Genomic DNA, 24,965 nt, shown 5'->3' with positions numbered 1-24,965 from the left:
TGTGCCACCATTTGCGGGATGACGAATCTTCGAAAAGCTTGCACAAGAAAGGGGAGCAGGATATCCAAAATTCGCTATGATTATCCAAAATCCGCAGTGTGCTAGTAATTTGCACGGCCCGACCGGAGACGGCGCCAACGCATTGATCGGGCTCGCACCTTCTGTGCTACGCAAGGCAGCCGACAATGCATTGCCAACTGCGGTCGGGAGCTTCAAGCTGAGTTCCTTCTACAAGGGCGATCGTTCAAATTTGACAAGGCGGCAGTTCTCAGGATCTGCTCCACTCCAACTGCATGACCCAGTCGATGGAGAGGCGGCGGTCGCGATCAGCGACATCGGCCTGATGAGCTTAGCCTACATCAGATCGACTGGGCATAACGTGGTCGTGCCAGAATACCGACGGCCCAACCTTCTTGTGTCGGTCACCGGCACTTTGTCGAGTAGTAACGGTCATATGCAGTTCAAGCGAAATAGCGAACCCTGGATCCTGTTCGGCCGCGGGAAGCGCGAGACGACTGTCATTTCTGAGCGGAACGCACCATACCAAGCCCTTGTACTGTCCATGCCGTCCAACTTCCTGGGCGACCGCCTGGACCGCGTGGAGGCGCGGGGCGGAATGATATGGGGTGACGCAAATAGTTCAGATGACTTGCATCTGGCCAAACTCACGGTTGCACTTGCAACGCAGGTCTCCGTTTCCACGGATCGGGAAATGGAAATGCACTTGGCGGATGCTTGGAAGACAGTGGTTCTTGCTCAGTTGAACCGCTGCCTCGACATGTGCTTCGGTCCGCGCAGACGCACTCACTCTACCATCGCGCGAGACCTGTCCAGTAGGCATGTCAAAAAGGCAGAGAAACTGATCTACGAACAACCCGATAAAATTGACACCCTCCGGGACATTGCGCTTCATGTTGGCGTTTCTGAACGAACATTGCAGGCCGCATTTCGCAAAGTTCGCGGGGCCACGCCGATGCAAGTGCTGGCCCAAGCTCGACTTCATCACGCTAGGCGAGCCCTAATTGACCCCGAAGGACCTGTCACAGTATCGGCTGTCTGTGCGATGTGTGGCATTGAGCATCACGGAAGGTTCAGCAGGCTCTACAGGCAGACCTTTGGCGAACTTCCTCGCACCACACTCCGATTGCGACGGAACAAATGACCGCTAGATATCTGGCTGTTTAGCTCGGGCAGTTTTCAGGAAGCGTGTTGCACGAATGAAGAGCAGAAAAACTGTCGGTTTGGTCTCTTGGTCACTTCGGCAATCGAGGTTGGTGAACAGAGTTTGTGAACCGTTGAAATGACCCTCCTTTGAAGAGTCAGCCCTCTGGACGTCGGTTTGATCGCCCTTGAAGGATCGGACCGATTGGCAAACTTATCCAATGGATTGGAAGTTTTACATATACACTCTGTTTGCGCTTCGCCCAGCAAGTCCACAAAGCAAGGTGGAGCAGACCTTTGTCATCGCCGCCCGAACGGCTGAAATGTCCGCGACTCGGACATAGCCGCATTTTTCGTCACCGTCCGCTCCTGCGCGAAACGGCCGTTCATGGTCGGAAAATTCAAATCTCGCTTGAAATGTCTGCTAACCGCACCTTATCAGTCACCTGAGCAAAAGACTCGGATGACAGGGTCGAGCCCAAACGGGGCGCTCAATTTAGCTCTCAAATTTAGCACTTGCTCGGATGGCGCGCAGTTTCCAATACAACTCTCAGTACGCGGGCAATTTCCTGTTCGGGCGCTGCATAGATGCCATGTGATTTCTTGTTTCGCCCAATGAACAAGGTAAGCCCCTCAATAGCCGCAGTAACGTGAAGTGCAAGTGCATCGCAGTCGTCTTGTGGCCAGTCGGGACGGGTGGCTCCTATCAGCCCTGCAATCACCTGTCGCTCCAGCTCGTGGATTTTGTCCATCAGCTCGGCCGCAGCATCGTCATGCAATGAACGCGCCCAGAGTTGCGGGAAAAATGCAATCTCTGGTTGGCGCAAGTCCTGAACAAGGAGCGTTACCACCCGTTCGAGCGCAGCTTGCGGTGTTGTTTCGCTCATCTGCAGACACGTCAGGATGTCGTCAGCATAGTTCGCAAGCTGATCGCGAACGAGGCTGTCGAGGAGTTCTGACTTGGTCTTATAGTGATACGTCAGGTTGCCGACGCGCATATCCAAGGCGTTCGCCAGATTCCGCATCGTGTAGTCTTCTGCTCGGGTGCCGATGAAAAGCGCAAAGGCCGCATCAAGTATCCGCCGCTTGGTGCTGTCACCACTGGAAAGCCCGCGGGGTTCCTTTGCAACCGGGCGCTGCACGACCAAATCCTGTAGCAGGTGCGTTACCCTTTCGGGAATGTAGCTTTCAATCTTCTTGTCCATCGATCCAGTTCACTTTGCGTTTTGCAGGTGAGGAACATCACCATGGGCCTGTTTCAATTCTGACAGTGGTCGTAACGCAACATTGACACAGATCACACTGCTCGCCAAGATTAGGACGATAGTCCTAATGACACATGCGTGAGTCGATGACCTATGGGAAAGGTCGTTTCACGAATACTCGGACCAAGACGGGAGCACCCAAATGAGAAGTCCACTCAAACCAATCCTTATGTCGGTGGCAGCTTGTGTCCTTTGGGGCGGCTCATCTGTGGCCCAGACCACTGAGCAACCCAATGTCGTATTGATGATGGTCGACAACCTCGGCTGGGGCGAGTTGGGCGTCTACGGCGGCGGAGAGCTAAGGGGGGCCGCGACCCCTCGGCTTGATGCGCTGGCCGCAGAGGGGATGCGACTGCTGAACTTCAATGTCGAGCCGCAATGCACACCCAGTCGCTCGGCCTTGATGACAGGTCGCCGTCCGATCCGCTCTGCGACCACGAGAGTGGTTTGGGGCGTGCCCTACGGCATGGTCGGATGGGAAGTGACCATGGCCGAGTTGTTCTCGGATGCTGGCTACGCCACGGGCATGTTCGGCAAATGGCACCTCGGTGATTTGCCCGGTCGTTTCCCGACCGATCAGGGGTTCGACGAATGGTATGGCGTTGCAAACACAACGGATGAATCTGAGTATTCGTCGCAGTTCCAGTTTGATGCCGCCGTCAGCGAGCAGCCGATGATCCAAGAGGCCAAGCGAGGTGAAATCCCTCGCGATGTCAAAGCCTACACAATTGAAACAAGACGTGAAATCGACAGTGAGTTGACGGAACGAGCCATCGATTTCATGGAGCGGTCTGTTTCCGCGGATGTACCGTTCTTCGCGTTCGTACCCTTTACACAACCGCACCTGCCTACATTGCCGAACCCTGACTTCGACGGGATCACAGGCAACGGCCATTATGCAGATGTGCTGGCCGAGATTGACTTCCGCACAGGGCAAGTCCTCGATGCAATCAGCGACCTTGGCGTTGAAGACAATACCATCGTCATCTGGCTGAGCGACAACGGGCCTGAGTACTTCCAACCTTGGCATGGTACGGCTGGACCATGGCGCGGCAACTATTTCACCGCATGGGAAGGGTCGCTGCGCGTTCCATTCCTCATGCGGTGGCCGGGTCGCATCGAAGCAGGTACTACAAGCAATGAAATTGTGCATCTGGTGGACATGCTGCCAACACTGGGCCGCGTCGCGGGCTACGATGTTCCGGATGATCGGATCATCGACGGTGTAGACCAGCTTGATTTCTTTCTGGGGGAGCAGGACACCTCGAACCGGGAAGGCTTCATAATCTACAACAACGACGACGTGTACGGCTACAAGTGGCGAAACTGGAAGCTTCATCTGATTGAGTTGGAGAACATGAACAGCGAGCCGCGTCCACTCAATGTGCCTCGAGTCTTCAACCTCATCACTGACCCGAAAGAGGAATACGAGATACAGTCCGAAGCCACATGGATTCTACCCGTAATCTTCGAGAAGATCGTGGAGTTCGAGAAGACCCTTATTGAGGAACCGCCGGTGCCGTTTGGGGTCCTAGAACCCTACGAGCCGCCGAACTGACCATAAGGGCCGTCCGTCAGTTTGTGTACTCACGCGACTGGCGGCAAAGTCCGCGAAGCAGACTTTCAAGAAGTAAACCGTGGCGACCAAACGCTTTGAGACCGGAGCCGGCTGACACAAGCCCAGCCGACGCGGGTATCAGGCGACTCAAGTGGCTTAAATGCCCTCTATCACGCGCATATCCCGCATGACACCCAGGCGCGGTAATATCGCTTGATATGTTGGGTCTTCGTAGGCACGAATTGCAGCGTCTGTGGAGTCGAACTCAATGATGATCGAACGTTCGTTCTGACCCGCCTCAAAGGTCTTAACCGGCATACCTCTTGCGATGAAACGCCCACCCAACGCTTCTATTGTTTGTTTTGCATTAGATGCATAGGCGGCCAAGTTTTCTTCGGTTGGCGGTGTCCTATAGCATACCACCAGATAACCTTTGCCCATAGTCTTTCCTCCAACTTGTATGCAAAATGAGCATTCTCAAAACGAAAAGTCAAAGGCAGCATCGTCCGCAAAGCAGAAGCAGTCCGCACGTAGGAGATTACAGACATGAAGAACCCAAAGCTCTACCTTGGTTCTCTATCTTCTCAAATTAGTTTTTTTCACCTTACCGGTGAGAATTTCGCCCTCATGTCAACTGGTAATCGGGCTAGAGTAGAGCGACGAAATAGCCTCGCATCAGGAGAGCAAAGCCGCGCGTCATGGCGAAGATACCGTCGTTGAAAAGCATTCAGGCCTTCGAAGCGGCCTGCCGGCATCTGAGTTTTAAGGATGCCGCCGATGAATTATGCGTCACGCCGACTGCCATTTCCCATCAGATCAAATCGCTGGAGGAGCAACTTGGGGTGCCCCTGTTCCACCGGCTGACTCGCGGCCTGAAACTGACCCAGGATGGGGCCAACTACGCGCCCCACATTATTGAAGCCTTCAAGAACATCGAAGTCGCCTCTCGCGCGCTGGAGGAAGACCACCTTGCGGGCACATTGACCATCTCAACAACCGGGTCCTTTGCCGCCAACTGGCTTAGCCCGCGGCTGCGAGGCTTTTATGAGAAACACCCGGAGATTTCGGTAAGGGTTCTGTCAAGCGATCAACTGGTGGAATTCAAATCCACCGATGTGGACGTGGCCATTCGGTACGGCTTTGGCGATTATCCTGACAGCAATGTGGCGTGGGTCTTGAATGATTGGGTAGCCCCTGTCTGCAGTGAGGAAAAGGCGAAGTCACTCCGCTCCCCAGAAGATCTTCTGAAGTCTCGTCTGATCGAATACCAATGGAGTGGGTTTTCCGATGCCGATCCGAGTTGGGAGCGTTGGATGGACGCGGCTGGCTTGCCGACTGGTGATGTCGAGCCCTATGTTACCTATTCCGAGGAACAAATCTGCTTGCTTACGGCAAGCGATGGTCATGGTGTGGCCCTGGTCAGCCTATTGGCCGCCGCGCGTTTTCTGGAACGCAATATGCTGGTCGCTCCCTTTGACACTGCATTGAAGAACAAGAGCTATTTTCTCGTTTGCCCGGAAACTTACGCCAATCGTGCACGCGTTCGTGTGTTCCGGGAATGGCTATTGGACCAAGCGGATGAGTTTCGCGACAGCGCTGTAGGTCAAAGGTTTTTTGAAGAATAGCGTGTTCGCGACGATCTAATCCGTCGCTTAGAATTTTGTCCTTTCTAAATTGCGGAGAAGCATGCGTTTCTGAACCCCTACACAGGAGTTCCTGGGCATGTAGAGCTTTATTCCTTCCCAACATGGACGCGGATGTACTTGCGACGGCGTCTCATAAGGAAAAGGAAATTTTTAGCGAGTAGAGATGGCTGAGGTCAGTTCACTCTATTCAGAATTCTCTTCATTTGTAACAGTGCGCCTCTGGCTTCACCTTTGAATGGTTCATTGCAAACTGACTAGGTGACGAGATGACCACGATCCTGAGAATTGACGCTAAACACCGTTGGTTCCTCACGTGAGACGAAGTCATCCAAAAAAAGACTGAAAGAGAATTGAATGATATGCCTGTTTCCATCTCTGTCTGAGAACGCGACGCTTGGAAGTGTCTATCAAGCCTTTCCAGACAAACTCTCTCCGCTTTATGCGTACGAAATCTTGGTGATGAGGGGAGAGAGACTGACCTGCTCCCCTTGGAGTCCGCGTTTCTTAGCTAGCTCTGTTCAGTGTTTGGTCCTCTCTTGACCGTTGGTGATACTCCCACGGTGTGAGCCCGTCGAGGCTCGAGTGTGGGCGGTGGTGATTGTAGTCGGCGCGCCATGCCGCAATTGTGCGGCAGGCATGGCGCAATGACGGGAACAGGTGTTCGTTGAGGCATTCCTCGCGCATCCGGCCGTTGAAGCTCTCGACCAGACCGTTTTGCATGGGTCTGCCTGGTGAGATGGTGCTCCTTCAGGATGCCAATGATCTGCTCTTCGCTAAAACGGCTTCTCTTCATCGTCTGTCTCCTCAGTTGGAGAACAGGCTAACCTTAAATCGAGGACTTTTCAGGGGAGCAGGTCAGAGAGGGTGGTTTCAATTTCGCCGACAGATTTCTCACCGCCGAGAAGCAGACACAAGATCTGCAAACGGCCGTCATGCGCCATGGCTTTCAAAAAGTCAGTCGCCTCAAGAGCGTTTTTGCTGAGATCGGGTTTCAAGTGGCGCTCGCAAAAAGAACAATAATTCTTGATATGACGATTTCTAAGAACTGTCTCGATATGGCGAAGAGTTTACCAATCACCACCTAACCGGTGAATAGGCTGCCATGAACCTATGCATTCAGAACATTTTTGTGAGCGTAGTAGCGGGTTGTTGGGTTTCAAAACAACTTGATAAGCGACCGGCTACGCGTCTGGATGTTTCTACAAGCTATGTCCGTCATCCTCACGACTATAAGCAATATGCTCACGCGCATGAAAAATCTCCTGCACGACCTCAGCGATCCTGCTCGACGCCACCTGATGCAGCGCACCGACCTGTTGATGGCTATGCGAAGGGCTCTGCTAAATCACAGAAAAGCGGCCATTCGTTCCGAGGCCTTCAAGGCAGCCGTCTCACGCAGTCTGAATGAGCCTGGTGCTTTCGCTTTCTCACGTGGATCGACTGGCGACAAAGTCCCATTTCTCGCCTACTCCACCAAATCACATTCCAGACAAAGCTCACGGCTTTCTCTTCGCGGCTGCCGGCGGTTCCCCTTGCCAACGTCGATATGCACGGGTGAATGCTGACTGGTTTGCATACCCAAGTTTTGATGCCAAGTTTGAGATTTTCTGGCCTTTTTCCCGGATCTGTTCGCTTGCCAATTGATGGCGAACTCCGTCCAGAACTTGGGAGAAAGAAGTGCCTTCTTCGGCCAGTCGACGTTGCAGGCTTCTGCGGCTTGTTCCAATTGCCGAAGCAATTCTGTCGATGCCTGGCTTGCCTTCCCGGAGACACCCTCGGAGCAGAAGGGCTAAGGAATATGAGGCCGATAATCCTTTTCGTAGCGGAACGTATTCAATGTCCAGATCGATCATCTCGTTTTCTCCGCCCTGGATCAGGAGTGGCGCGTCGGCAACTTCAGACCGAATTTCCAATCTGAGGTTTTTTGATCCCTGATCTGACACCCGGTCACCGAGCCAGCGGCGGAGGTGGTCAAATCCGTATTGGGGATGGGGGATCATCACGACCTGGCTCAAATGTGGCTCCGGTGCCGACGTAAGCCCGCAGATCATCGAAATCATGGCAGTGAAATACTGCTGAATGATGTGAAGCGTCTCATCGTCAAAGTTCAGTGCCCAGCCTTCTTCGACGATCAGGTCACCATTGGCATCCGAATATGCTCTGAACATTTCATGGGTACAGTGACTGGGCATCACCGTTTCGACCAGAGACATCACACCCCGCGGGGATCCGGCCTGTAAGCCAATAGAACTAAGCAGACCGAGCTCGTAGAATCCCCTGTCACGAACAATACGCCAAGGCAAGTCGGGCTCATGTTGCCTTGCCAGGTCACGCAGGAATTGCGCTGCGGGTCGCAGAGGAATGGGCTCCAGGGGATCGCGCTCGGAATACCATCCCAGATCGACCTTCCGAAGGCTCCGGTATGGGTCCTGTCTGTTCTCCCGCATCCAACGCAGGACCGGTGCGAGAGCTCCTGATCTTATCAATGGGACAGTCATGACCATGCAACCCTCTATTGCTTCGAAGCTCTGGTTCGCGCCAGCGGTCGATTTTGGCACGAAATGGTAAATGCATGCGCGGTGCATTGATTTGCATCAAATCCGGAGTTCCTACCAACCCTATCCTTTCTTCTATCCGAGCTACCGCTTTCAAGGGCGGCGGCTTTGAATGGAGGAAGAAGCATGAATTCCCGCCGAAATTTCAACATCTGGACGCTGCCGGTATCCACCGCTGCACTCTTGGCTGCCGGTCCGGCTCTGTCTCAGCAGAATGATTGGAAGTTTGCAGCGTCGATCTACCTGTTTGCCCCCGAAACCACTGTTGGAGCGACAACGCCACTAGGGCCGGTTGAAGGCAAGCTGAGTTTCAGCGACGCGATCAGCAATCTGGACTTTGCCTTCATGGGCGCGTTTGAGGCCAGGAACGGACGCTGGGGTTTCATCGCGGACTACATGCTGAATGATCTGTCGTTCGGGAACAGCACACCCGGCCCGGCCTTTTCGGGTCTGAACACATCGCTCAAGACTCAGATCCTGAGTGGATACGCGGCCTACCGTGTTAGCGAAACCCCGGATGTCCAGGTGGATCTTGCCGCAGGCTTTCGCTGGTTTGACACGAAGTCCACGTTCACTTTGCTGCCTGGCGGGCTTCCCGGGGGGACAACGACACTGGAGGATAACTGGGTTGACCCGGTTGTCGGTGCTCGGATCGGGTTCACAATCAGCGAACGATGGTCTGGCACTGTATTCGCCGATTACGGCGGCTTCAGCAGCACCAGCGAAACCTGGCAAGCTCTGCTGACCGCAAACTATGCGTTGAGTGACAGGTGGGATTTGCGGATCGGCTATCGCTACCTGTCGGTTGATCACGACATCAACGGCAATGATTTTTCGTTCAAGCAGTCCGGCCCGATCTTTGGGGCAACCTACCGGTTCTAAGCAGCCTTGCGAGAGCAGAAAAGATATCAAAGGAACATGAAGCAATGCACACATTTCATTCACGAATTGGGTCCCTAGCGGCGAAGGGGCTGGCTTTCGCCCTGATGGCCGGATTGCCAACTGTCTCGCTGGCGCAGTCAGAGCTTGACCGCACGATCCTGCCGATCATCCCGCCGTCGGAACCGCAATTCACGGAGCAGAATGTGCGCTTTGCGACACCGCCGCAACTGTTCGAAATCACAGCCCCAGAGGACGCACCCAATGTTTTGGTGGTTCTGGTCGATGATCTTGGCTTTGCCGGAACCAGCACCTTTGGTGGCCCGGTTTCCACGCCGACATTCGATGAACTGGCCGCCGAGGGACTGCGGTTTGTTGATTTCCACACGACCGCTGTCTGTTCCCCCACCCGGGCTGCGATCAAGAGCGGGCGCAACCATCATGTGAACAACATGGGCGGGATCATTGAGACGGGTACGACATTCCCCGGCAACACCGGGCAGATCACGGCTGATGTTGCGCCAATCGCTGAAATCCTGCGGCACAATGGCTACAGCACAGCGGCGTTCGGCAAGTGGCATGAAACAACGGCCTGGGAGGCCAGTGTTTCCGGACCGTTCGACCGATGGCCGACGCGGCAGGGCTTTGACAAGTTCTATGGCTTTCTTGGCGGTGAGACCAACCAATGGGCGCCGTTCATCTACGACGGCACCCATCCGGTCGAACTGCCCGACGATCCAGATTATCACTTCCTTGAGGACATGACAGACCAGACCGTATCCTGGATCAGATATCAGAAGGCTCTGACACCGGATCGACCATTCTTTATCTACTATGCCCCCGGTGCCACCCACGCGCCGCACCATGTGCCTCAGGACTGGACTGACCGCTGGAAGGGCAAGTTCAATCAGGGCTGGGATGTTCTGCGCGACGATATCCTGGCCCGTCAAAGCGAGAGCGGCATCATCCCCGAGGGGACCACGCTTGCCCCCAAACCGTCTGCCATTCCGGATTGGGATAGCCTCAGCGAGGACGAGAAGACCCTGTTCACCCGGCAGGTCGAGGTTTTCGCCGGGTATATCGAGATGACCGACTATGAAATCGGGCGTGTAATCGGCGCAATCGAGGATGTCGGGCAGCTCGAAAACACCCTTGTCATCCTCGTCTACGGCGACAACGGCACCAGTTCCGAAGGCGGTCGCTTCGGCATGTTCAGCGAGATGACCTACTTCAACGGAGTTCAGGAACAGGTCTCGGACATGATCAAGAAGCTGGACAAATGGGGCGGCCCGGAAACCTATCCCCATATGGCCGCTGGGTGGGCCGTTGCGTTCGACACGCCTTACAAATGGACCAAGCAGGTGGCCTCGGATCACGGCGGCACCAAGGTGGGCATGGCTGTGCACTGGCCCGCCGGGATCAAGTCCAAGGGGGAGCAGCGCGATCAGTTCCATCATGTGATCGACGTGGCCCCGACCATTCTGGAAGCCGTGGGTCTGCCTGAGCCGACGTCAGTTAACGGTGTTTCGCAGAGGCCGATGGATGGCGTCAGCATGGTCTATGCTTTTGATGATGCCCAGGCCGAGGATCGCCACACCACCCAGTATTTCGAGATGTTCGGTAACCGGGCAATCTATCACGAGGGCTGGTTTGCCCGCACCATCCACAAGGCCCCGTGGGAACATGAGCCGCGTCGGCCTCTCGATCAGGATATCTGGGAACTCTACGACACATCCCGGGACTTCAGCTTGACGAACGACCTGTCCGAGGAGCATCCGGAAAAGCTGGCCGAGCTTCAGGACATCTTCCTGATTGAGGCCGCTCGTAACAAGGTCCTGCCAATTGACGACCGCACCTTCCTGCGGATCAACGGCGAACTTGTGGGGCGTCCGGACGTTATGAAGGGCCGTACGTCTATTACCCTGGCCCAAGGCATGACTGGCATGACCGAGAACGTGTTCCTCAACATCAAGAACAAGTCCAAAACCATCACCGCCGACATTGAGGTAGCCGAAGATGGTGGCAACGGCGCCATCATCGTGCAAGGTGGCCGGTTCGGTGGCTGGGGGCTTTATGTCAAGGACGGCATGCCGGGATACGACTACAACTTCCTCGGGCTTGAGCGCTATTCGATCATATCGGACCAGCCACTTTCTCCCGGCAAACATACGCTTCGCTTCGAGTTTGCCTACGAGGGTGAAGGGCTGGGGCAAGGCGGCGTGGCGACACTCTATGTTGATGATGCCCAGGTTGCCGAAGGCCGGATCGACCGCACTCAGCCGATGGTGTTTTCGGCAGACGAAACTGCCGATGTGGGCATCGACCTTGCCACGCCCGTCATCGAGGCAATCGGGGCCGAAGCCAAATCCCGCTTCACCGGCAAGATCAGCCGAGTGTCCGTGGAAGTACACTAAACCAAAGCCTGTCGCGGCCACCTAGTGGCGGCGGTAGAGATTTTCATTTCAAACACGGGGAGATCGAAAAATGCCAAGTTGTTGTTCCACCTTACGAAAAGGGGTCGCTGCATCTGTACTTTCGTTGGGGTTGGTATCGTCTTCGGCCTTGGCCGATGAGACCGATGCCAAACAAATCCTTCAGGCGATGTCTGACTATTTGTCCGGCGAGCAATCCCTGTCATTCGATTATGACTCGATGCTCGAAATCGTGACCACCGAGGACCAGAAGCTAGGCATCACCGCCTCTGGCACCGTGACCCTGACCCGGCCCGACAAGCTTCGCGCTACCCGGCAGGGCGGGTTCTCGGACATCGAGATGGTGTTTGACGGGGAAACCTTCAGCTTGCTGGGCGATCATGCCGGGATCTACACCCAGTTCCCGGCGAAGGGATCGATTGATGAGTTGGTTGATCTGCTGCGGGAAGAATACGGAAGGCCACTTCCGGCCGCAGACCTTCTGGCAGGAGCCCCGTATGAGATCCTGATGAGCGAAGTCACCGATGTGAAGGACATGGGCGTTGGCGTTATCGGCGGGAAGGTTTGCGACCACCTGGCCTTTCGCACTCCAGAAGTCGACTGGCAGATCTGGATCGCAACAGATGGCACACCCCATCCCTGTCGCTACGTGATCACCACCCATACGCTGACCCAGGGCCCGCAATACGTCGTGGACATACGGGACTGGCGTGACGACCCCGAAATTGCCGACGAGAGCTTTGCGTTCACCGCGCCTAGTGGTGCGACCGGTGTCGAGTTTGAAGAGTATCATAAGGCTGGTGGAGAACTTCCGGATCACTACAGAACAGGAGAAAGCAAATGAAACTTCTGCGCAATACAGCAGTGCTGACCTTTGCTGCTATTTTGGCCGTCGCCTCGCTTGAACTTGGTCTGAACCTTGCGGGGGCGAGCATCGACGGCTTCGTCTCTAGGGCCGAAGCCCGCCTTGGGAGACCAGCAACCCCGGTCAGCGTGGCCGGGGCCGGTCGGCGCACAGTTCGCCGTTGTGCTGCCGGGGTCTACAACTGCTGAGTCGAGGCACAGGTTTTATCGGGCTCCGGCGCCAAGTTTGCCGTCGGCTTTCGGCTTGAATTGGAAGCGACTTTGAATGTCGATCACCAGACGTGGAAGACCGAGGGGTGAAGTGAAAGGTTCATCATGAGAAGTACCTTTATCAGAGGCCTCCTGCTGCTCTTGCCGATGGCCGTTGCCGTGATCGTCCTGGCCAAACTGTTCCAGTTCGGCCGCAGTATTGCAGAACCGGTGGCAGATCGTTTTCTTGCCCCGGGGCCGTATGCCTGGATTTTCGTGGATCTGGGCTCAACGATAGTGTTGATACTGATTTGCCTCCTTCTGGGGAAATTGGCTGGAAAAGGGCGAGAAACGCAGCGCTTCAATGTGTTTGACAATCTCCTTGCCGACTATTTTCCCCGTTACACGGTGCTGAAGTCCTTCATGCAGGGTGGGAACAGCGGGTCGCAAGAAGTTGGTCTGCCAGATCCGGTTGTCTATCGGACCGACGACGGGGCACGCATTGCTTTCGAGATTGAACGAACCGGTGATCTGGTCACGGTTTATGTACCGGACGCACCGAACATTTGGAGTGGCGAGGTGGTTTTCGCCGCAAAAGAGCGGATATTGCAGCTGGACATGTCAGCAGTCGAAGCAGCCACGTTCATGAGGCAATTAGGGCGGGGAGCACAGGCAAGATTGCCGGAGGAGCTATAGAAGTGAATACGTCGTAGCTTCTTGAGGCTCTTGATTTCGGAAATTGACTGCTGCGACCGGAATAATTTGACTGTTTTTTGGCAGGAACTGGCGATGTTTCGCCATCAGTTCAATGTCCACTTTGCGAACGTCGGTATGCGAAGAACGGGCTGGCGTCTTACTACCGATTTTGGCGGTTCGCTGGACTTTGCAAAGTCCGGTATCTGCGCATCGCTGACATTGGTGCTTTCAGCAACATCGGTTGGTTTGGGCTCGAAGCGGCCATTCTCCGCAGCTTGCATGTTTGGCAGGTCCGGCCCGAAGCAGGCATTCACAGTCAAGCTTTTCAGTTTTGCACCAAACCGTTCACTAGGACATGCGCGACGTTCAGGAAATCATGTTGTCTTTTCCAAGCAGCGTAATTTGCGTTACCAATAGACATGAATGGAGACCGCAGACTTTCCGCAGTACTCTCGGCAGATGTAGTAAACTACTCAGGCCAGATTAAGGCAGATGAAAATAGGACTCTCAGCGAACTTCGTGTTCTACGTCGAGAGTTATTTGATCCTTTGGTTAGCGATCATCGAGGTAATGTCGTTAAGAGGATGGGTGATGGATGGATAGTCGAGTTTAACTCGGTATCTGATGCAGTACGATGCGCCCTTGATCTTCAAAGCCAGGTGTCGACTCAGTCCTCATTGAAACTACGAGTGGGTGTGCATCTTGGAGATGTCGTATTCGACGAAGATGACATTTTCGGCGATGGCATCAATCTATCTGCACGTCTACAAGAGGCTTCCAACGAAGGGGCTGTGTTAATTTCAGATGTCGTCCATCGCAGCCTTGACGAGCGCCTCGCTGAGCAATTTTATCGCGCTGGAGAGCGACAGTTTAAGAACGCGCCGTCACCAATAGAAGTTTTCCAATGGTCGCCGCCAGGTTCTGCCCCACCGCGAGTAACTCCGGCTAGCCATACAAAGTCTCTGCTAATCGGCGTCTTACCTTTCGATAATCTTTCTTCTGACCCGGATCAGGAGTTTTTTGCAGATGGAATTACCGAAGAGATCATCACCACTTTATCAAAACTCCCGAATTTACTAGTCGTCGCGCGTAACTCTACATTCGTCTACAAAGGTCGCTCCGTTGACGTGAAACAGGTCGGTCTGGAGCAGGGTGTCGATCTTGTTCTTGAGGGAAGTGTCCGTCAAAGCGGTAACCGGGTGAGGATCACAGCACAGCTAATCGATGCAAAGTCCGGCATGCATATTTGGGCAGACCGCTATGATCGCCTCATTGAAGATGTATTCGAAGTTCAGGATGAAATCGCACTTAGGATTGCAACCGAGCTTCAAGTCGAACTGTTGGCGGGAGAAATGGCTCGTTTCAGAGGATCCGGCACAAATAACCTAGGCGCGTGGACCGCTCAACTAAAGGCCGTTGAGGCTTCGCGCAGAATTACCAGGGAAGCTCAGGCCGACGCTCGCCGATTTGCACAACAGGCAATTGCACTCGACCCGGGTTACTCGGCTCCGTATTGTACTTTGGGATTCATTTGCACTGTCGAAGCACGACATGGATTTGTTGCTGACCGGCGTGCCGCGCTAGCGGAGGCTCGTGACTGCGCTCAGCGGGCTCTGGAAATAGACAGCTACAACCCAGAGGCTCACGCTATTGCGGGTTTTGCGGATGCAATCGATGGCAAGCTGGTTTCGGCTATCGAGAAGTTCAACGAGGCACTAGCGCTGAATCCAAACCACGCTGACGTGGCTGCCAGACTGTCAATCACCCTAGCTTTCAATGGCCAGGCAAATGAAGCGATCCAAGTCGCACAACAAGCCATTACCCTGAACCCTCACTATCCAGGTTGGTATGCAGGCGTTCTGGGTTTAGCCCTTCGACTCGACGGTCAATACGAGGAAGCCAAGAAAGCATTCACCGAATATGGTCAAAGGGTTGAAGGCTTTGGTCACCTCGACCTCGTAATCGTCCATGTAGAGACGGAGAACCTTGAGGCCGCTCGCGATGAAGCACGGAATGTGATGAAATACCGCCCTCAGTTTTCCATATCGGACTGGGCGAATACTCAACTTTTCTCTGACAGAAAAAGGCTGGAGAAAGACTGTGCGTCATTGCGACTAGCCGGTTTGCCTGAATAGGAGCAAGGTTTCGCTGTAGCAGGATGGTTTGTGATGCAAACCAATCTCACACGTTTCCGATTTGGGTTCGTGATGGCCGTGCGCTTCTAGGCGCCTTGGCGGTAGGCCGCAGTCCAAACCCGGATACTCACAAATGGGCCCAGCAATTTCCCAGTAGCAGACGAAAGCTGCCCTTCGCGGTTAAGCAACCAAGTTGATAATTTTGGCCGATTATCCGTAGGAACTTGAAGCTTAATTTATTTGATCAAGCGGGCTTTATTAGTGTTTCCAGATATGCCCGAGTGTCGGCATCCCACGAGCTGGGGTCCTCTCCATGAGCGACCACCGCGTGGAGCTCCATGAGTTTCCATACTTCATCTTTGGTCGCTGCGATCACTTTCCCTGGGCAGGCCTCCATGCCCTCGCAATCCTTGCAGGCATATGAATAAGCAGCGTTCATCGCTTTCTCCTCTGTTCGCTCGGAAAGTTATCTAGAATTCAGGAAACGCCGGCAGCCCGTCGTCGAGTTTTATCCATGGCTGCTGATGTGACACGAAGATGTGGGCCATGGGTTGTGCAATCGATGGGTCGTCCAACGTTACAGCAGAAAACCACGCATCAGCGCTCCAGTCTTGGCCCTCAACTTCATTTAGGGCGGCATAGGTCAACGTCGTTCCACAGTCCCGACAAAACCCGCGGCGAATACCCGAAGTTTTCTCAATGTGTTGGATTTCGCCTTTGATAACTACGAAGTCTTCCGCTGCCACTTTAGCCCAAGTTACAAAGGCACCGCCAAGGGCCATTTGGCATGAACGACAATGGCAATGTCCCGACCAGACAGGTGGTGTCGCGATCTGGTATCGAACAGCACCACAGTAACATCCACCTTGAAGTTTTTCCATCGTATCAAGATCTCCTGGCATGCGGCTAGGTTGACATCAGCACTAAAGCATCCGCTCCAATATTTTATAATAGCAGCGCAGATTTCACTGTGAATAATGTCAAGAATGTCGATATCATGCGACTCAAATAGTCTAACAAAACTTTAGAAAAACTACAGTATGGATTGGTTGCACCTTCCCCCAATGAACGCTTTGCGCGCCTTCTCAGCGGTTGCGAAGGCTGGGAGTTACACTGTAGCGGCTGAACGCTTGAACGTGACCCAAGCGGCTGTCAGCCAGCAGGTGAAATCGTTGGAAAGGCACTTGGGTGTAGCTCTTGTTGCTAAACGTGGGCGCAGCATTGAATTGACAGAGCCAGGCATCATTCTTGCGCGTGAACTGGGTATCGGCTTTGAAATCATTGGAAGGGGTGTCGAACGACTGGCAGAACACACAGCGCAGCGTCCCGTTCAAGTGACAATGTCACCAGCATTCGCGGTGGAGTGGCTGTTGCCGAGAATGGCAGAGTTTCAACGCGAACATCCAGAGATCACTTTGATGCTGAACCCAACTTCGGAACTGGTTCAGATAAGACCAGGTGGTATCGATGTCGCCATTCGGTATCACGACAGACGCATGCCGAGAAAAGAAGAGGATACTGTCCTTGTTTCCGACATGGTCGTGATCGGGACACCTTCACTGGTGGAAGGCCAAGATCTGCGTGACCCGGCCTCTCTGACAAAACTGCCTTGGTTGCAGGAACTGGGCACCAACGAAGCGGCCGACTGGTTCACCTATCATGGGGTCGTACCTCTCGAGCCATTGACGATAAATCACATGCCGGGGAACCTGATCATGACTGCGGTTCGCCGGGGTGACGGTATCACGTATTCTGCCAGAGCTTTTTTCGAGGACGATCTGTCATCTGGTCGGATGATTGAATTGTTCTCTGAGCCTCTCTTCGGCGTCTATTACATCCAGACGCAGGCAGAATTTCAGCGCCCCGAGGCTAAGGTTTTCGTCAATTGGCTAAAATCTCAGTCGCAAGTCGTATCGAGACACAACTCTGCAAGCTGAGAAGCTTCTATTGACCCCTGCGTGTTTGCTCATCACCGTTGGTTTCGCCTTTTTTAAGGCTGCTTTGTAGAGGAGCCCGCTGCGATCAGAGCCGCCATCCCTCCATCGATGAACTGCACGTTTTGAAAACCCATCGCAGTCAATACATTTGCCGCTGCCGCGCCTCGATAGCTCGGAGCTCCGCCACAAGTGGTGAAAATTCGCCTTGCACGATCCTGTAACTCTTGAGATCTGTATTCACTTTCAAGGTCTGCCATCCAAGCGACGGCGCGACCAGGAGCCGGAATTGCTCTTGGGCTGATACCTGTGGCCGCAATTTCAGCGCTATCCCTTACGTCCACCACAAGTGCGTTGGGGTCTTCGATCAGTACTGCCAGCGCGTCAGTTGCTGAAATTGGATTTGCTTTGGATATTTCCTGAGTTTCCATTTGTGCGAATGTTAAGACCATGTTGCCCCCCGACTGCAAATCCTACGCGATGCTACCATGCGGCTGATTTACCGCAAAACGGCATCCAAGCGATGATTGCCGGTCTTGTGGTCGCCCAGACGGTTGCCATCAACGAAGTTAAACAAGTCCCGATCAACGGCAGAAGCGGGCCTCGCAATTGCCCCAGCCATTGCTGTTGATCCGAGATTACTCGGCGGCCAACGCCTTCTGCCTGCAATAACACGACGCCTTTATCGGCACCTCGGCGCGGGCAGCGGCCTTGTCCAGTTGTAGCTTAATGTGGGCGGCTTCGACCGTTTCACCGCGCCGGGCGAGACATTCGTGCAAGCCATGCAGGCTCCAGACGTTGCCCGGATGCTGACAGGCCCGGCTAAGCGTTGCATCCAGGCCAAGGTCTGCACGGTAAACAGCTTCGGCTTCCTCCATCTGGCCCTGTTCAAGAAGAAGAGCACCCAGCGCATGACGGGTGGGTTGCATCCAGCCCCAGGGCTCGTCGTATGGCAAGTTGTCGTCGATCTCGACTGACTTTCGCAGGTGGTCAAAGGCCGTTTCGTGCTCTCCTGTGTGATAGGCCAACTCACCCAGCATCATTTGCTCAGCGACCTTCAGAATGTCCCGGCATGTGTTGTTGAACAGCATTCGGGTCTCAGGAACTCTGGCTAGAGCATCATAGAACTTGGCTTTTTCACTCTCGGCTTCAGCGACCCTGTGTAGGTTGGCCAAGGCGACCGTCCTTGCATACCGCATCATGGCGATAGTGACGCTGTAGAGCTCCGCATCTTCAGGTAAATCCTGATCAAGGATAGCCTGCCAGCGTCCAAACCTGATCAATACATGTTGTTTCATAGGAATGAACGCCTCGAACCAATCAGCCATTGGCCGAAGTGTCTCTGAAGGTAAAGTTTCGACAAGCTCATCAGCAGCTTCCAGTGCCGCCGTTGGCTGCCCCAAAAACATCGCTCCGTAGATTTTGAAGTGGTAGTTATGACACCTGTAAACGGAATAGAAGTTGTCAGGGCCTTCGCGTTCCAGGAACTTTCGATCTGACAAGATGGCTTTGTGATTACGCAACACAACGTTCATGTAATCTCCACACAAGACGTCAATATGGGTGGGCATGTGAAGCAAATGCCCGGCCTCGGGCACCAGCGTGCTGAGCAGATCGCCGTGACGCAGTGCCCGTTCGGGGTGGGGCGACATTTCCATCAGGTGAATGTACATGTGCAGGAGCCCTGCGTGTTCCCATGCTCCGAGGAGTGTATCAAATGCAGTTTCGAGGACTGCTATGGCTTCAAGTGTATCGGCTCCATCCGCTGGTTTCCCAGTCGGCAAATCCCAAAGCTGCCAAGGTGTCCGGTTCATGAGCGACTCGGCCAGAATCGCAGACACGTCCAGATCCTGATCGAATTCAGAGTGAACCTTTCGCATCGCATCAGCGAATGCATCATTCCATGGGCTAAAATCCTCGATATCCGATGAGGATGGATAACGAGCCGGAATGGCTTCGATGAGCGCGCGCTCAACAGGCGTCAGTTTGTCCTTTAACGACGCAGCAGCCTCGATTGACGCTTTTGCCAAGGCGATACAGTCAGGCTTCTCGTCTTCTTCGAATGTTTCCCAGGGCTTGTTGTAGTTCGGCCCAATGCAATACGCGATGCCCCAATGCGCCATTGCGCAATTTGGATCCGCAGCCACGGCATTCTGAAAGCATACAATCGCTTCTTCGTGGTTGTACGCGTAAGTCCAAGCCAAACCACGATCAAACCAAAGCTGGGCTTCGTCCGACGAGGTTGTGATCTTTCGGCTGTAGCTACCGAGATCATAGTATTCCATCACAATAACCCCCTAATTAAAGGTAGGAGGTTACCACAATGGGCTGTTTCTCGATACTGGCGACATCAAAGCCGACCCAAGGCATAGACCCGACTTATATGAGCCCCATTAGATCGAAGCACTCTCCTTGGCGACTGATCAACTTATCGGCTACGTGCGTGAGGCACCGTCCAATCCCTCCACACTAGCCCACCGACAAGACCACAAACACCGCTCGCACACCTAAGACGGTCTTTTGAGAAAGCTGATGTCGGCAGTCAGGTTGGTCTTTTCCGCCAACCAACACTTTCGGGGCCTGGTAACGTCGTGCGACAGCTTCTGTTCTAACTGGCGTTGAAAACGTGTAATTTGGGCTCATTGCGGGCGTCAAAAATACGGGCACCCTACCCTTCTAGCGTGGCAACTGCATGGTCGTGAGAGGTATGCGGTCGATGCATGTTGAGGATACGTCGAGCTTCATTCGATTGTCCCGATATTGCCAGCGCATGCGCCAATGAAAACTCAACAATGTCGCGTTGCGCCCGGCTACCACCAAGGCGTTCGTGCTCAGACATGACACTTACGAATTTCTCAATCGCTTCGTCCGCATTTCCATCCGCCAACGCACGGAATGCGCCTGCTACCGAAGCAACGGTGGGGCCTGCGGGTCCCTTTGCGCCGTCAATGGTTGCTTCCAGACGCTCTCTGTTTCCAGCCATCGCATGCGCAAGAGCAGCGTGAACATCCGCAAAAGCCAAACCAGGTGAAGGAAAGAACTGAACAGCATAGTCGCTGAGTTGTTGCCAACGCTCCTGAGGAATTTGCTCGCCAGCCAAAAAGGCGCGGTGAACAATTGCCACACTATCAGTCAGAACGTTCAGTGGTGGCGCAGGTGGTCGGTCGGGGGAAACATAATCATCGAACAGCTTCCACATACCTGCCACATCGCCGCTCTCAAGCGCCCAAAGAGCGACGTGCCAGCTGAGATGGCAGTGCAGATACGCTGTGAAGGGATAGTCTTGCCAGAACTCGCGAAGATAAGCGTAGCCAGCGTCCGTCTCCCCGTTCTCATAGTAGAGATGGGCCCTGACATGTGCACTGTGTGCGCTGTCAGGCTTCAATTCAAGCGCGCGCTCGATGTTTTCCGCGGCCGGGCCAATCTGTCCGGCCTCCATCTGGGCAAATGCATGCTGGCAGAGAAACCACCAGTCGTCGCCATAGTGTGGCTTTAACATGGTTGTGTACGCAAGCTGCTCTGCCTCGCGTCCAGCCTGACCTGAAAACCCTATTAAGCCAAATACGCTGGTACATGTCTGAGCAAGCAAAATATCTCGCGGATGGTCTGCGACGTGATCTCGGATGCGCCTGTAGGCCTGCGGTGCACGCCCCTCAATGAGATCGCTGATAATGTCGATCTGGGCGGCTTCGCGCGGGCTGACGCCATGCGAAAGTTCTTTTGCGACGGCTATTTCACGCTTTGCATCTTGTCCACGCCCGACAGTAACAAGGTAGCGCGCAAGCCCAACATGCGGCATAGCAAAACCATCATCTGCCCGCATTGCTGATCGGTAGGCTTCTTCAACATCATCAAAAGCACCCAGAAAACGGTCGATGCCTTCAACGTACGCGTCTCGCGCAGTTTGTGATGTGGTCGTTAGCGGGCTTCCGTATCGATCTTCAAGCATCCAAACCTTCCACTATCTGTACCAAACCTGTCCGTCAGTTAGCTATATGAGCATGCCTAGCCATAAACGAGTCAAAGGAAATCGACGGTACGAGGCGCCATGATTTCAGCATCCGTTTCTTTCAGAAGTCTCATGAAATCATCTAAAAGCCGTTCAAACCATAGTTGCTTCATCAAATATCGATTTTCCAAAATTGGACTCCGAAACCAAATTTGGGGATTATTGCATACGGCTCGACCCGCGTCCGGTTAGAGGAGAACGTAGGTATGACTACCCAAACTCGCCCGCTCATTGATACGGCTTGGTTGGCAGATAACCTGACTGACCCGAAACTACGCATCATTGATGTTCGCTGGAAGTTTAGGGAGGAAAACGGCAAGGGCGTGGCCTATGATGATAGGAGCGAATTCCAAGCCGAGCACATTCCTGGCGCAGTGTATGTTGGCATGTCGACAGAGCTTGCAGACAGCACTCAGAACACTCCCGATATGATGCTCGGGCCAGAGGATTTTGGGGAAAAGATGCGAGAGTTGGGTGTTTCCAACGACAGTCATGTCGTGGTCTACGATGACTCTGGGCTTCCGTTGGCGTCTGCGCGTCTTTGGTGGGCACTTTCGCACTATGGCCATAACAACGTGCGGGTCTTGGACGGCGGCTTGCAGCAATGGAAACTCGAAGGTCGGACCACTGAAACTGGCGATCTAGCCGTTGAGCATGGTGACTTTGAACCAACAGTGCAGAGCAATTGGATTGCCCGCAAAGCTGATGTCTTGGATGCGATAGGTAAACCCAGAGTCAGAATTGTGGACTTTCTACCAAACGACCTCTTCCGAGGCGACGGAGTTCACACATGGGGAGGTCGCTCGGGACATATCCCCAGTGCGGTCAACATACCGGCGATATCGAACATCGATCCGGACTTGGCACACACACCCATATCCGAACGTGCAGCTAAACTAAAGGAACGTGGGTCATTCAAGTTGGCGGATCATTCCAAGCTCCTCAAGCACTATCAGGACAAGGGAATTCAAACTGACGATGAGGTCATCGCTTATTGCGGCCGTGGCATAGCTGCTTCTTGTGGGCTCCTTGCGCTGCGCCAAATGGGGTTCGAAAAGTCCCGCCTGTATGATGGTTCATGGGCTGAGTGGAGCGCCGATGAGAGCCTTCCAGTTGAAGCCTCGTGAGACTACGATTTTGGGTCACTTTGGGTGGTCCAATTATTAACGCTTTGCTAGGAGGATATTTTTGATGACGGACAAATTCCGGCTGACCAAAGAAGCTGCGCAGAAGTACAACAACCATAGTGTGCCTGCGATGTTCGGTCCATTGGCTGAAGCAACAATGCAGAAGGTTCAGCTTCGAAGCGGCACTTGTGTTATCGACATTGCATGCGGCACCGGGGCTTTGACGCGAGAGATTGCAAGGAAACTGACGGGCGAAGGCCGGGTTGTTGGCGTAGATCTGAACGAAACCATGATTGAGGTCGCGCAATCCAATCAGCCGGATTGTCGTCATGTGCTCGAGTGGTATGCAGAGGATGTAACCGAGTTACCTTTCGAAAATGCTACGTTTGACTATGCCTTCATACAACAGGGGCTTCAGTTCTTCCCCGACAAATCCGCGGCTTTGCAGGAAGTTCATCGGATCTTGCGCAATGACGGTCAGCTATTTTTGACATGTTGGCGTGCAGTGTCGCCCTTCAATGGAGCGCTTGCAAAAGCTCTCGAGCGCCATGTTGGAACAGATGCCGCAATCAAGGCCAGAGCGCCTTTTTCGTTTCGAGATGGGGACCTCATTTCTAAGTTGTTGGTCGATGCAGGCTTCAAGATAGCTCGTCACGAGCCATTGGTACTTGAGCGAAGATTTATTGATCTTCGCGCGCAAATCATGGCGCTGCCAATCGAAACCGATCTTAAGGATGCAGGTGCTGACGTCACCAACAAGGTCGTGGAAGAGGTTGCAGACGCTTTGTCTAGATATGACAAAGAAGGCGTATTGCACGTACCGCAAGAAGCGCACCTATTTGTCGCCGCGGCATAGGTCAACGACCACTGACTTAGTTCTCCATTACGATCTTTGCGGTCGAAAGACAATGCAGCATTAGTGGCGGCCGAGCCTGGCTCCGCGTTGACGGTTGAGTCTGCATCAAACTATACTTTTGCCATGGCTAGCGGAAAATACATCGACGATTTGTCGGTTGGCGAAACCTTCGAAACCGGTGGCGTCACGCTGACCGAGGGAGCGATTATTGACTTCGCACTGGTTCATGACCCGCAGCCCTTCCACGTTAACAAAGTGGCTGCCGCAGAGTCGATGTTCGGCGGTCTCATTGCCAGTGGATTTCAGACAATAGCGCTTACTTTCAGGTTGTTTCGCGACACTGGTGTACTTACCGGAACCAATCTGGGTGGACATGGAATGGACGAGGTACGGTGGCTGGCTCCGGTGTATTCCGGTGACACGATCAGCGTGCGCGTCACGGTTGAGGCGATTACACCGTCACGTTCGAAGCCAGACCGGGGAACGGTCAAATTCCGATACCAGACATTTAACCAGAACGATGTTGAAGTTCTTAACCTGGTTATGCACCACGTGATGGCATATCGGAGTTAAGGCAGTTTGCAGCGACTTGGGCGCGGCGATCAATTTGAACTCCCATTGTCATCTTCAAGAGTATCCTTGGGCTTGCTACATAAGGCTTCTATTCGCAATTGCGGTCGTGGCGTACATGCAAACTAGCTTGTTCGCGTGTTATCAATCCTTTTTGCCTAAATAACTACTTGTAGATTGCCGCATAGCGAGGTGCGAAGAACTTAACGAAGGCTCTAACCTCTGGCCGGCGATAAGCTTCCGGCGAAATGAGCATTAGGTGCGGCACCGCAAGTTCGGGGATTTCGTCGAAACATCGGATAAAAGACATGTCTGTTTCCACCAGCTTGACATTGCTGATCCCAAGGCCTTGCCCTGACCTGATCGCCGCATGCATTAGCTCCAGTTCAGTGAAAGACATGACGATCTGGTCCGGCTCCACGTGATTGGTCAACCATTCGTGGAATACATTGGGCACATCGTCCCGCTGAAAGGTAACAAACTGATGCCCGGCCAGATCATTCGTTGACCCCGGTAAGCCAAATTTGTCCGCGTAATTTTTGCTGCCGAACAAAGACCAGCGGGCCGTGCTGATCTTACGACAGATCAGGTCAGGATCGGGATCGGTTCTTGCAAGGCGCAAAGCAATGTCGGCCTCGCCCGCCATCAGGTCCAGCGCCCGAACGCTGGACAAAAACTCGAATGCGACATCCTGATTGTCGGCGGAAAACTCGTTTACGATTTCAATCATGCGTGCGGAGAAGTTTGCCGAATAAGCGGTGATACGGATGGGTTGTGTCGACGTCAATTCCTTCGCGCAATCGGTAAATTCGAGGACTGAAGCCTCGATTGCTTCGGCGAGGGGAACGAGGCGAAGGGCTTCTGGGGTCGGTTTGAACCCGTGCGTACCACGCTCAAACAGCGTCAAGCCTGTTTCTCTTTCGAGAACATCAATGCGTCGGGCGACCGTTGGTTGGGAGACCTTTAGCTTTCTGGAGGCCGCAAGCGTCGATCCTTCTCTCAAGACAGAGAGGAACACACGAATATCCGACCAATTTCGGAACCCGTTCTTCATTTTTTTAGAACAGCACAATTTTGTGCCGGATACCA

The 24,965-nt window shown here is 53.8% G+C and carries 24 protein-coding genes and 1 pseudogene; 14 read left to right on the top strand and 11 right to left on the bottom strand.

Annotated elements, in window-relative coordinates:
- The first annotated feature begins 76 nt into the window (after nucleotides 1-76).
- Nucleotides 77-1,162 carry a helix-turn-helix domain-containing protein gene (locus tag GOV89_RS08605; protein WP_171237972.1) on the top strand — a complete coding sequence of 362 codons (1,086 nt, stop codon included), beginning with the start codon at nucleotides 77-79 and terminating at the stop codon, nucleotides 1,160-1,162.
- Nucleotides 1,163-1,670: 508 nt separating this feature from the next.
- On the opposite strand, the gene GOV89_RS08600 is transcribed toward GOV89_RS08605, so the two are convergent.
- Nucleotides 1,671-2,366, bottom strand: a complete 696-nt coding sequence (locus GOV89_RS08600) for a TetR/AcrR family transcriptional regulator (RefSeq protein ID WP_171237971.1) — start codon at nucleotides 2,364-2,366, stop codon at nucleotides 1,671-1,673.
- A gap of 202 nt (nucleotides 2,367-2,568) precedes the next feature.
- Here GOV89_RS08600 and GOV89_RS08595 point away from each other — a divergent pair, with 202 nt between their 5' ends.
- Nucleotides 2,569-3,984 carry an arylsulfatase gene (locus tag GOV89_RS08595; RefSeq protein WP_209940156.1) on the top strand — a complete coding sequence of 472 codons (1,416 nt, stop codon included), beginning with the start codon at nucleotides 2,569-2,571 and terminating at the stop codon, nucleotides 3,982-3,984.
- Nucleotides 3,985-4,140: 156 nt separating this feature from the next.
- Here the strand turns inward: GOV89_RS08595 and GOV89_RS08590 are convergent, their stop codons facing one another.
- Nucleotides 4,141-4,425, bottom strand: coding sequence for a DUF1330 domain-containing protein (locus GOV89_RS08590; RefSeq protein ID WP_171237970.1), 285 nt, complete (start codon nucleotides 4,423-4,425; stop codon nucleotides 4,141-4,143).
- Nucleotides 4,426-4,682: 257 nt separating this feature from the next.
- Between GOV89_RS08590 and gcvA the strand changes: the two genes are divergently transcribed.
- Nucleotides 4,683-5,609, top strand: a complete 927-nt coding sequence (gene gcvA, locus GOV89_RS08585) for a transcriptional regulator GcvA (protein ID WP_171237969.1) — start codon at nucleotides 4,683-4,685, stop codon at nucleotides 5,607-5,609.
- Between the two features lie 525 nt (nucleotides 5,610-6,134).
- Here the strand turns inward: gcvA and GOV89_RS08580 are convergent.
- From GOV89_RS08580 to GOV89_RS08570, 3 genes and pseudogenes are all read right to left on the bottom strand, one after another.
- Nucleotides 6,135-6,368 (bottom strand): annotated as a pseudogene (locus GOV89_RS08580) (transposase); the annotation flags it as partial.
- 104 nt (nucleotides 6,369-6,472) lie between these two features.
- Nucleotides 6,473-6,625, bottom strand: coding sequence for a hypothetical protein (locus GOV89_RS23060; RefSeq protein ID WP_171237968.1), 153 nt, complete (start codon nucleotides 6,623-6,625; stop codon nucleotides 6,473-6,475).
- A 501-nt stretch (nucleotides 6,626-7,126) separates the two neighbouring features.
- Nucleotides 7,127-7,843, bottom strand: coding sequence for an AraC family transcriptional regulator (locus GOV89_RS08570; protein WP_171237967.1), 717 nt, complete (start codon nucleotides 7,841-7,843; stop codon nucleotides 7,127-7,129).
- A gap of 468 nt (nucleotides 7,844-8,311) precedes the next feature.
- On the opposite strand from GOV89_RS08570, the gene GOV89_RS08565 reads away from it, so the two are divergent.
- The 7 genes from GOV89_RS08565 (at nucleotide 8,312) to GOV89_RS08535 (ending at nucleotide 15,380) form a co-directional block, all read left to right on the top strand.
- Nucleotides 8,312-9,067: an outer membrane protein gene (locus tag GOV89_RS08565; RefSeq protein WP_171237966.1), complete on the top strand. Its 756-nt coding sequence runs from the start codon at nucleotides 8,312-8,314 to the stop codon at nucleotides 9,065-9,067.
- 44 nt (nucleotides 9,068-9,111) lie between these two features.
- A complete protein-coding gene (locus GOV89_RS08560; RefSeq protein WP_171237965.1) occupies nucleotides 9,112-11,478 on the top strand; it encodes an arylsulfatase in 2,367 nt (788 codons plus the stop codon).
- Nucleotides 11,479-11,548: 70 nt separating this feature from the next.
- The gene (locus GOV89_RS08555) at nucleotides 11,549-12,340 is read left to right on the top strand and encodes a DUF2092 domain-containing protein (RefSeq protein ID WP_171237964.1); all 792 of its coding nucleotides are present in this window, start codon (nucleotides 11,549-11,551) and stop codon (nucleotides 12,338-12,340) included.
- Nucleotides 12,337-12,549 carry a hypothetical protein gene (locus GOV89_RS08550; RefSeq protein ID WP_171237963.1) on the top strand — a complete coding sequence of 71 codons (213 nt, stop codon included), beginning with the start codon at nucleotides 12,337-12,339 and terminating at the stop codon, nucleotides 12,547-12,549. Before GOV89_RS08555 ends, GOV89_RS08550 begins: the two co-directional genes overlap by 4 nt.
- Before the next feature lie 126 nt (nucleotides 12,550-12,675).
- Entirely contained in the window at nucleotides 12,676-13,245 is a 570-nt protein-coding gene (locus GOV89_RS08545) for a hypothetical protein (protein ID WP_171237962.1), read from the top strand.
- A 93-nt stretch (nucleotides 13,246-13,338) separates the two neighbouring features.
- Nucleotides 13,339-13,662 (top strand): hypothetical protein, encoded by a 324-nt coding sequence (locus tag GOV89_RS08540; RefSeq protein WP_171237961.1) that lies wholly within the window; start codon nucleotides 13,339-13,341, stop codon nucleotides 13,660-13,662.
- Between the two features lie 2 nt (nucleotides 13,663-13,664).
- The gene (locus GOV89_RS08535) at nucleotides 13,665-15,380 is read left to right on the top strand and encodes an adenylate/guanylate cyclase domain-containing protein (protein WP_253282942.1); all 1,716 of its coding nucleotides are present in this window, start codon (nucleotides 13,665-13,667) and stop codon (nucleotides 15,378-15,380) included.
- A 244-nt stretch (nucleotides 15,381-15,624) separates the two neighbouring features.
- Here the strand turns inward: GOV89_RS08535 and GOV89_RS08530 are convergent, their stop codons facing one another.
- Complete coding sequence (locus GOV89_RS08530; RefSeq protein WP_170805199.1) at nucleotides 15,625-15,819, bottom strand: DUF1059 domain-containing protein; 195 nt, start codon at nucleotides 15,817-15,819, stop codon at nucleotides 15,625-15,627.
- A 31-nt stretch (nucleotides 15,820-15,850) separates the two neighbouring features.
- Complete coding sequence (locus GOV89_RS08525; RefSeq protein WP_171237960.1) at nucleotides 15,851-16,261, bottom strand: GFA family protein; 411 nt, start codon at nucleotides 16,259-16,261, stop codon at nucleotides 15,851-15,853.
- A gap of 159 nt (nucleotides 16,262-16,420) precedes the next feature.
- On the opposite strand from GOV89_RS08525, the gene GOV89_RS08520 reads away from it, so the two are divergent.
- The gene (locus GOV89_RS08520) at nucleotides 16,421-17,317 is read left to right on the top strand and encodes a LysR family transcriptional regulator (RefSeq protein WP_170415292.1); all 897 of its coding nucleotides are present in this window, start codon (nucleotides 16,421-16,423) and stop codon (nucleotides 17,315-17,317) included.
- A 53-nt stretch (nucleotides 17,318-17,370) separates the two neighbouring features.
- Here GOV89_RS08520 and GOV89_RS08515 read toward each other — a convergent pair whose 3' ends face one another.
- The 3 genes from GOV89_RS08515 to GOV89_RS08505 form a co-directional block, all read right to left on the bottom strand.
- Nucleotides 17,371-17,766, bottom strand: coding sequence for a rhodanese-like domain-containing protein (locus tag GOV89_RS08515; RefSeq protein ID WP_170805202.1), 396 nt, complete (start codon nucleotides 17,764-17,766; stop codon nucleotides 17,371-17,373).
- Between the two features lie 186 nt (nucleotides 17,767-17,952).
- Nucleotides 17,953-19,599, bottom strand: coding sequence for a tetratricopeptide repeat protein (locus tag GOV89_RS08510; RefSeq protein ID WP_171237959.1), 1,647 nt, complete (start codon nucleotides 19,597-19,599; stop codon nucleotides 17,953-17,955).
- Between the two features lie 383 nt (nucleotides 19,600-19,982).
- Nucleotides 19,983-21,263, bottom strand: a complete 1,281-nt coding sequence (locus tag GOV89_RS08505) for a tetratricopeptide repeat protein (protein ID WP_171180434.1) — start codon at nucleotides 21,261-21,263, stop codon at nucleotides 19,983-19,985.
- Nucleotides 21,264-21,529: 266 nt separating this feature from the next.
- Between GOV89_RS08505 and GOV89_RS08500 the strand changes: the two genes are divergently transcribed.
- The 3 genes from GOV89_RS08500 (at nucleotide 21,530) to GOV89_RS08490 (ending at nucleotide 23,879) form a co-directional block, all read left to right on the top strand.
- A complete protein-coding gene (locus GOV89_RS08500) occupies nucleotides 21,530-22,450 on the top strand; it encodes a sulfurtransferase (protein WP_170805205.1) in 921 nt (306 codons plus the stop codon).
- Nucleotides 22,451-22,514: 64 nt separating this feature from the next.
- A complete protein-coding gene (locus GOV89_RS08495) occupies nucleotides 22,515-23,306 on the top strand; it encodes a class I SAM-dependent methyltransferase (RefSeq protein ID WP_170805206.1) in 792 nt (263 codons plus the stop codon).
- Nucleotides 23,307-23,429: 123 nt separating this feature from the next.
- Nucleotides 23,430-23,879 (top strand): MaoC family dehydratase, encoded by a 450-nt coding sequence (locus GOV89_RS08490; protein WP_170787436.1) that lies wholly within the window; start codon nucleotides 23,430-23,432, stop codon nucleotides 23,877-23,879.
- Nucleotides 23,880-24,042: 163 nt separating this feature from the next.
- Here the strand turns inward: GOV89_RS08490 and GOV89_RS08485 are convergent, their stop codons facing one another.
- Nucleotides 24,043-24,930, bottom strand: a complete 888-nt coding sequence (locus GOV89_RS08485; RefSeq protein ID WP_170805207.1) for a LysR family transcriptional regulator — start codon at nucleotides 24,928-24,930, stop codon at nucleotides 24,043-24,045.
- Nucleotides 24,931-24,965 lie beyond the last annotated feature (35 nt).

Origin of the sequence: Ruegeria sp. HKCCA5763 (assembly GCF_013034545.1) — a bacterium.
Lineage (GTDB): Bacteria > Pseudomonadota > Alphaproteobacteria > Rhodobacterales > Rhodobacteraceae > Ruegeria.
The sequence above is the reverse complement of the archived record's forward strand: the minus strand, read 5'-3'. Positions and strand labels throughout refer to the sequence as shown.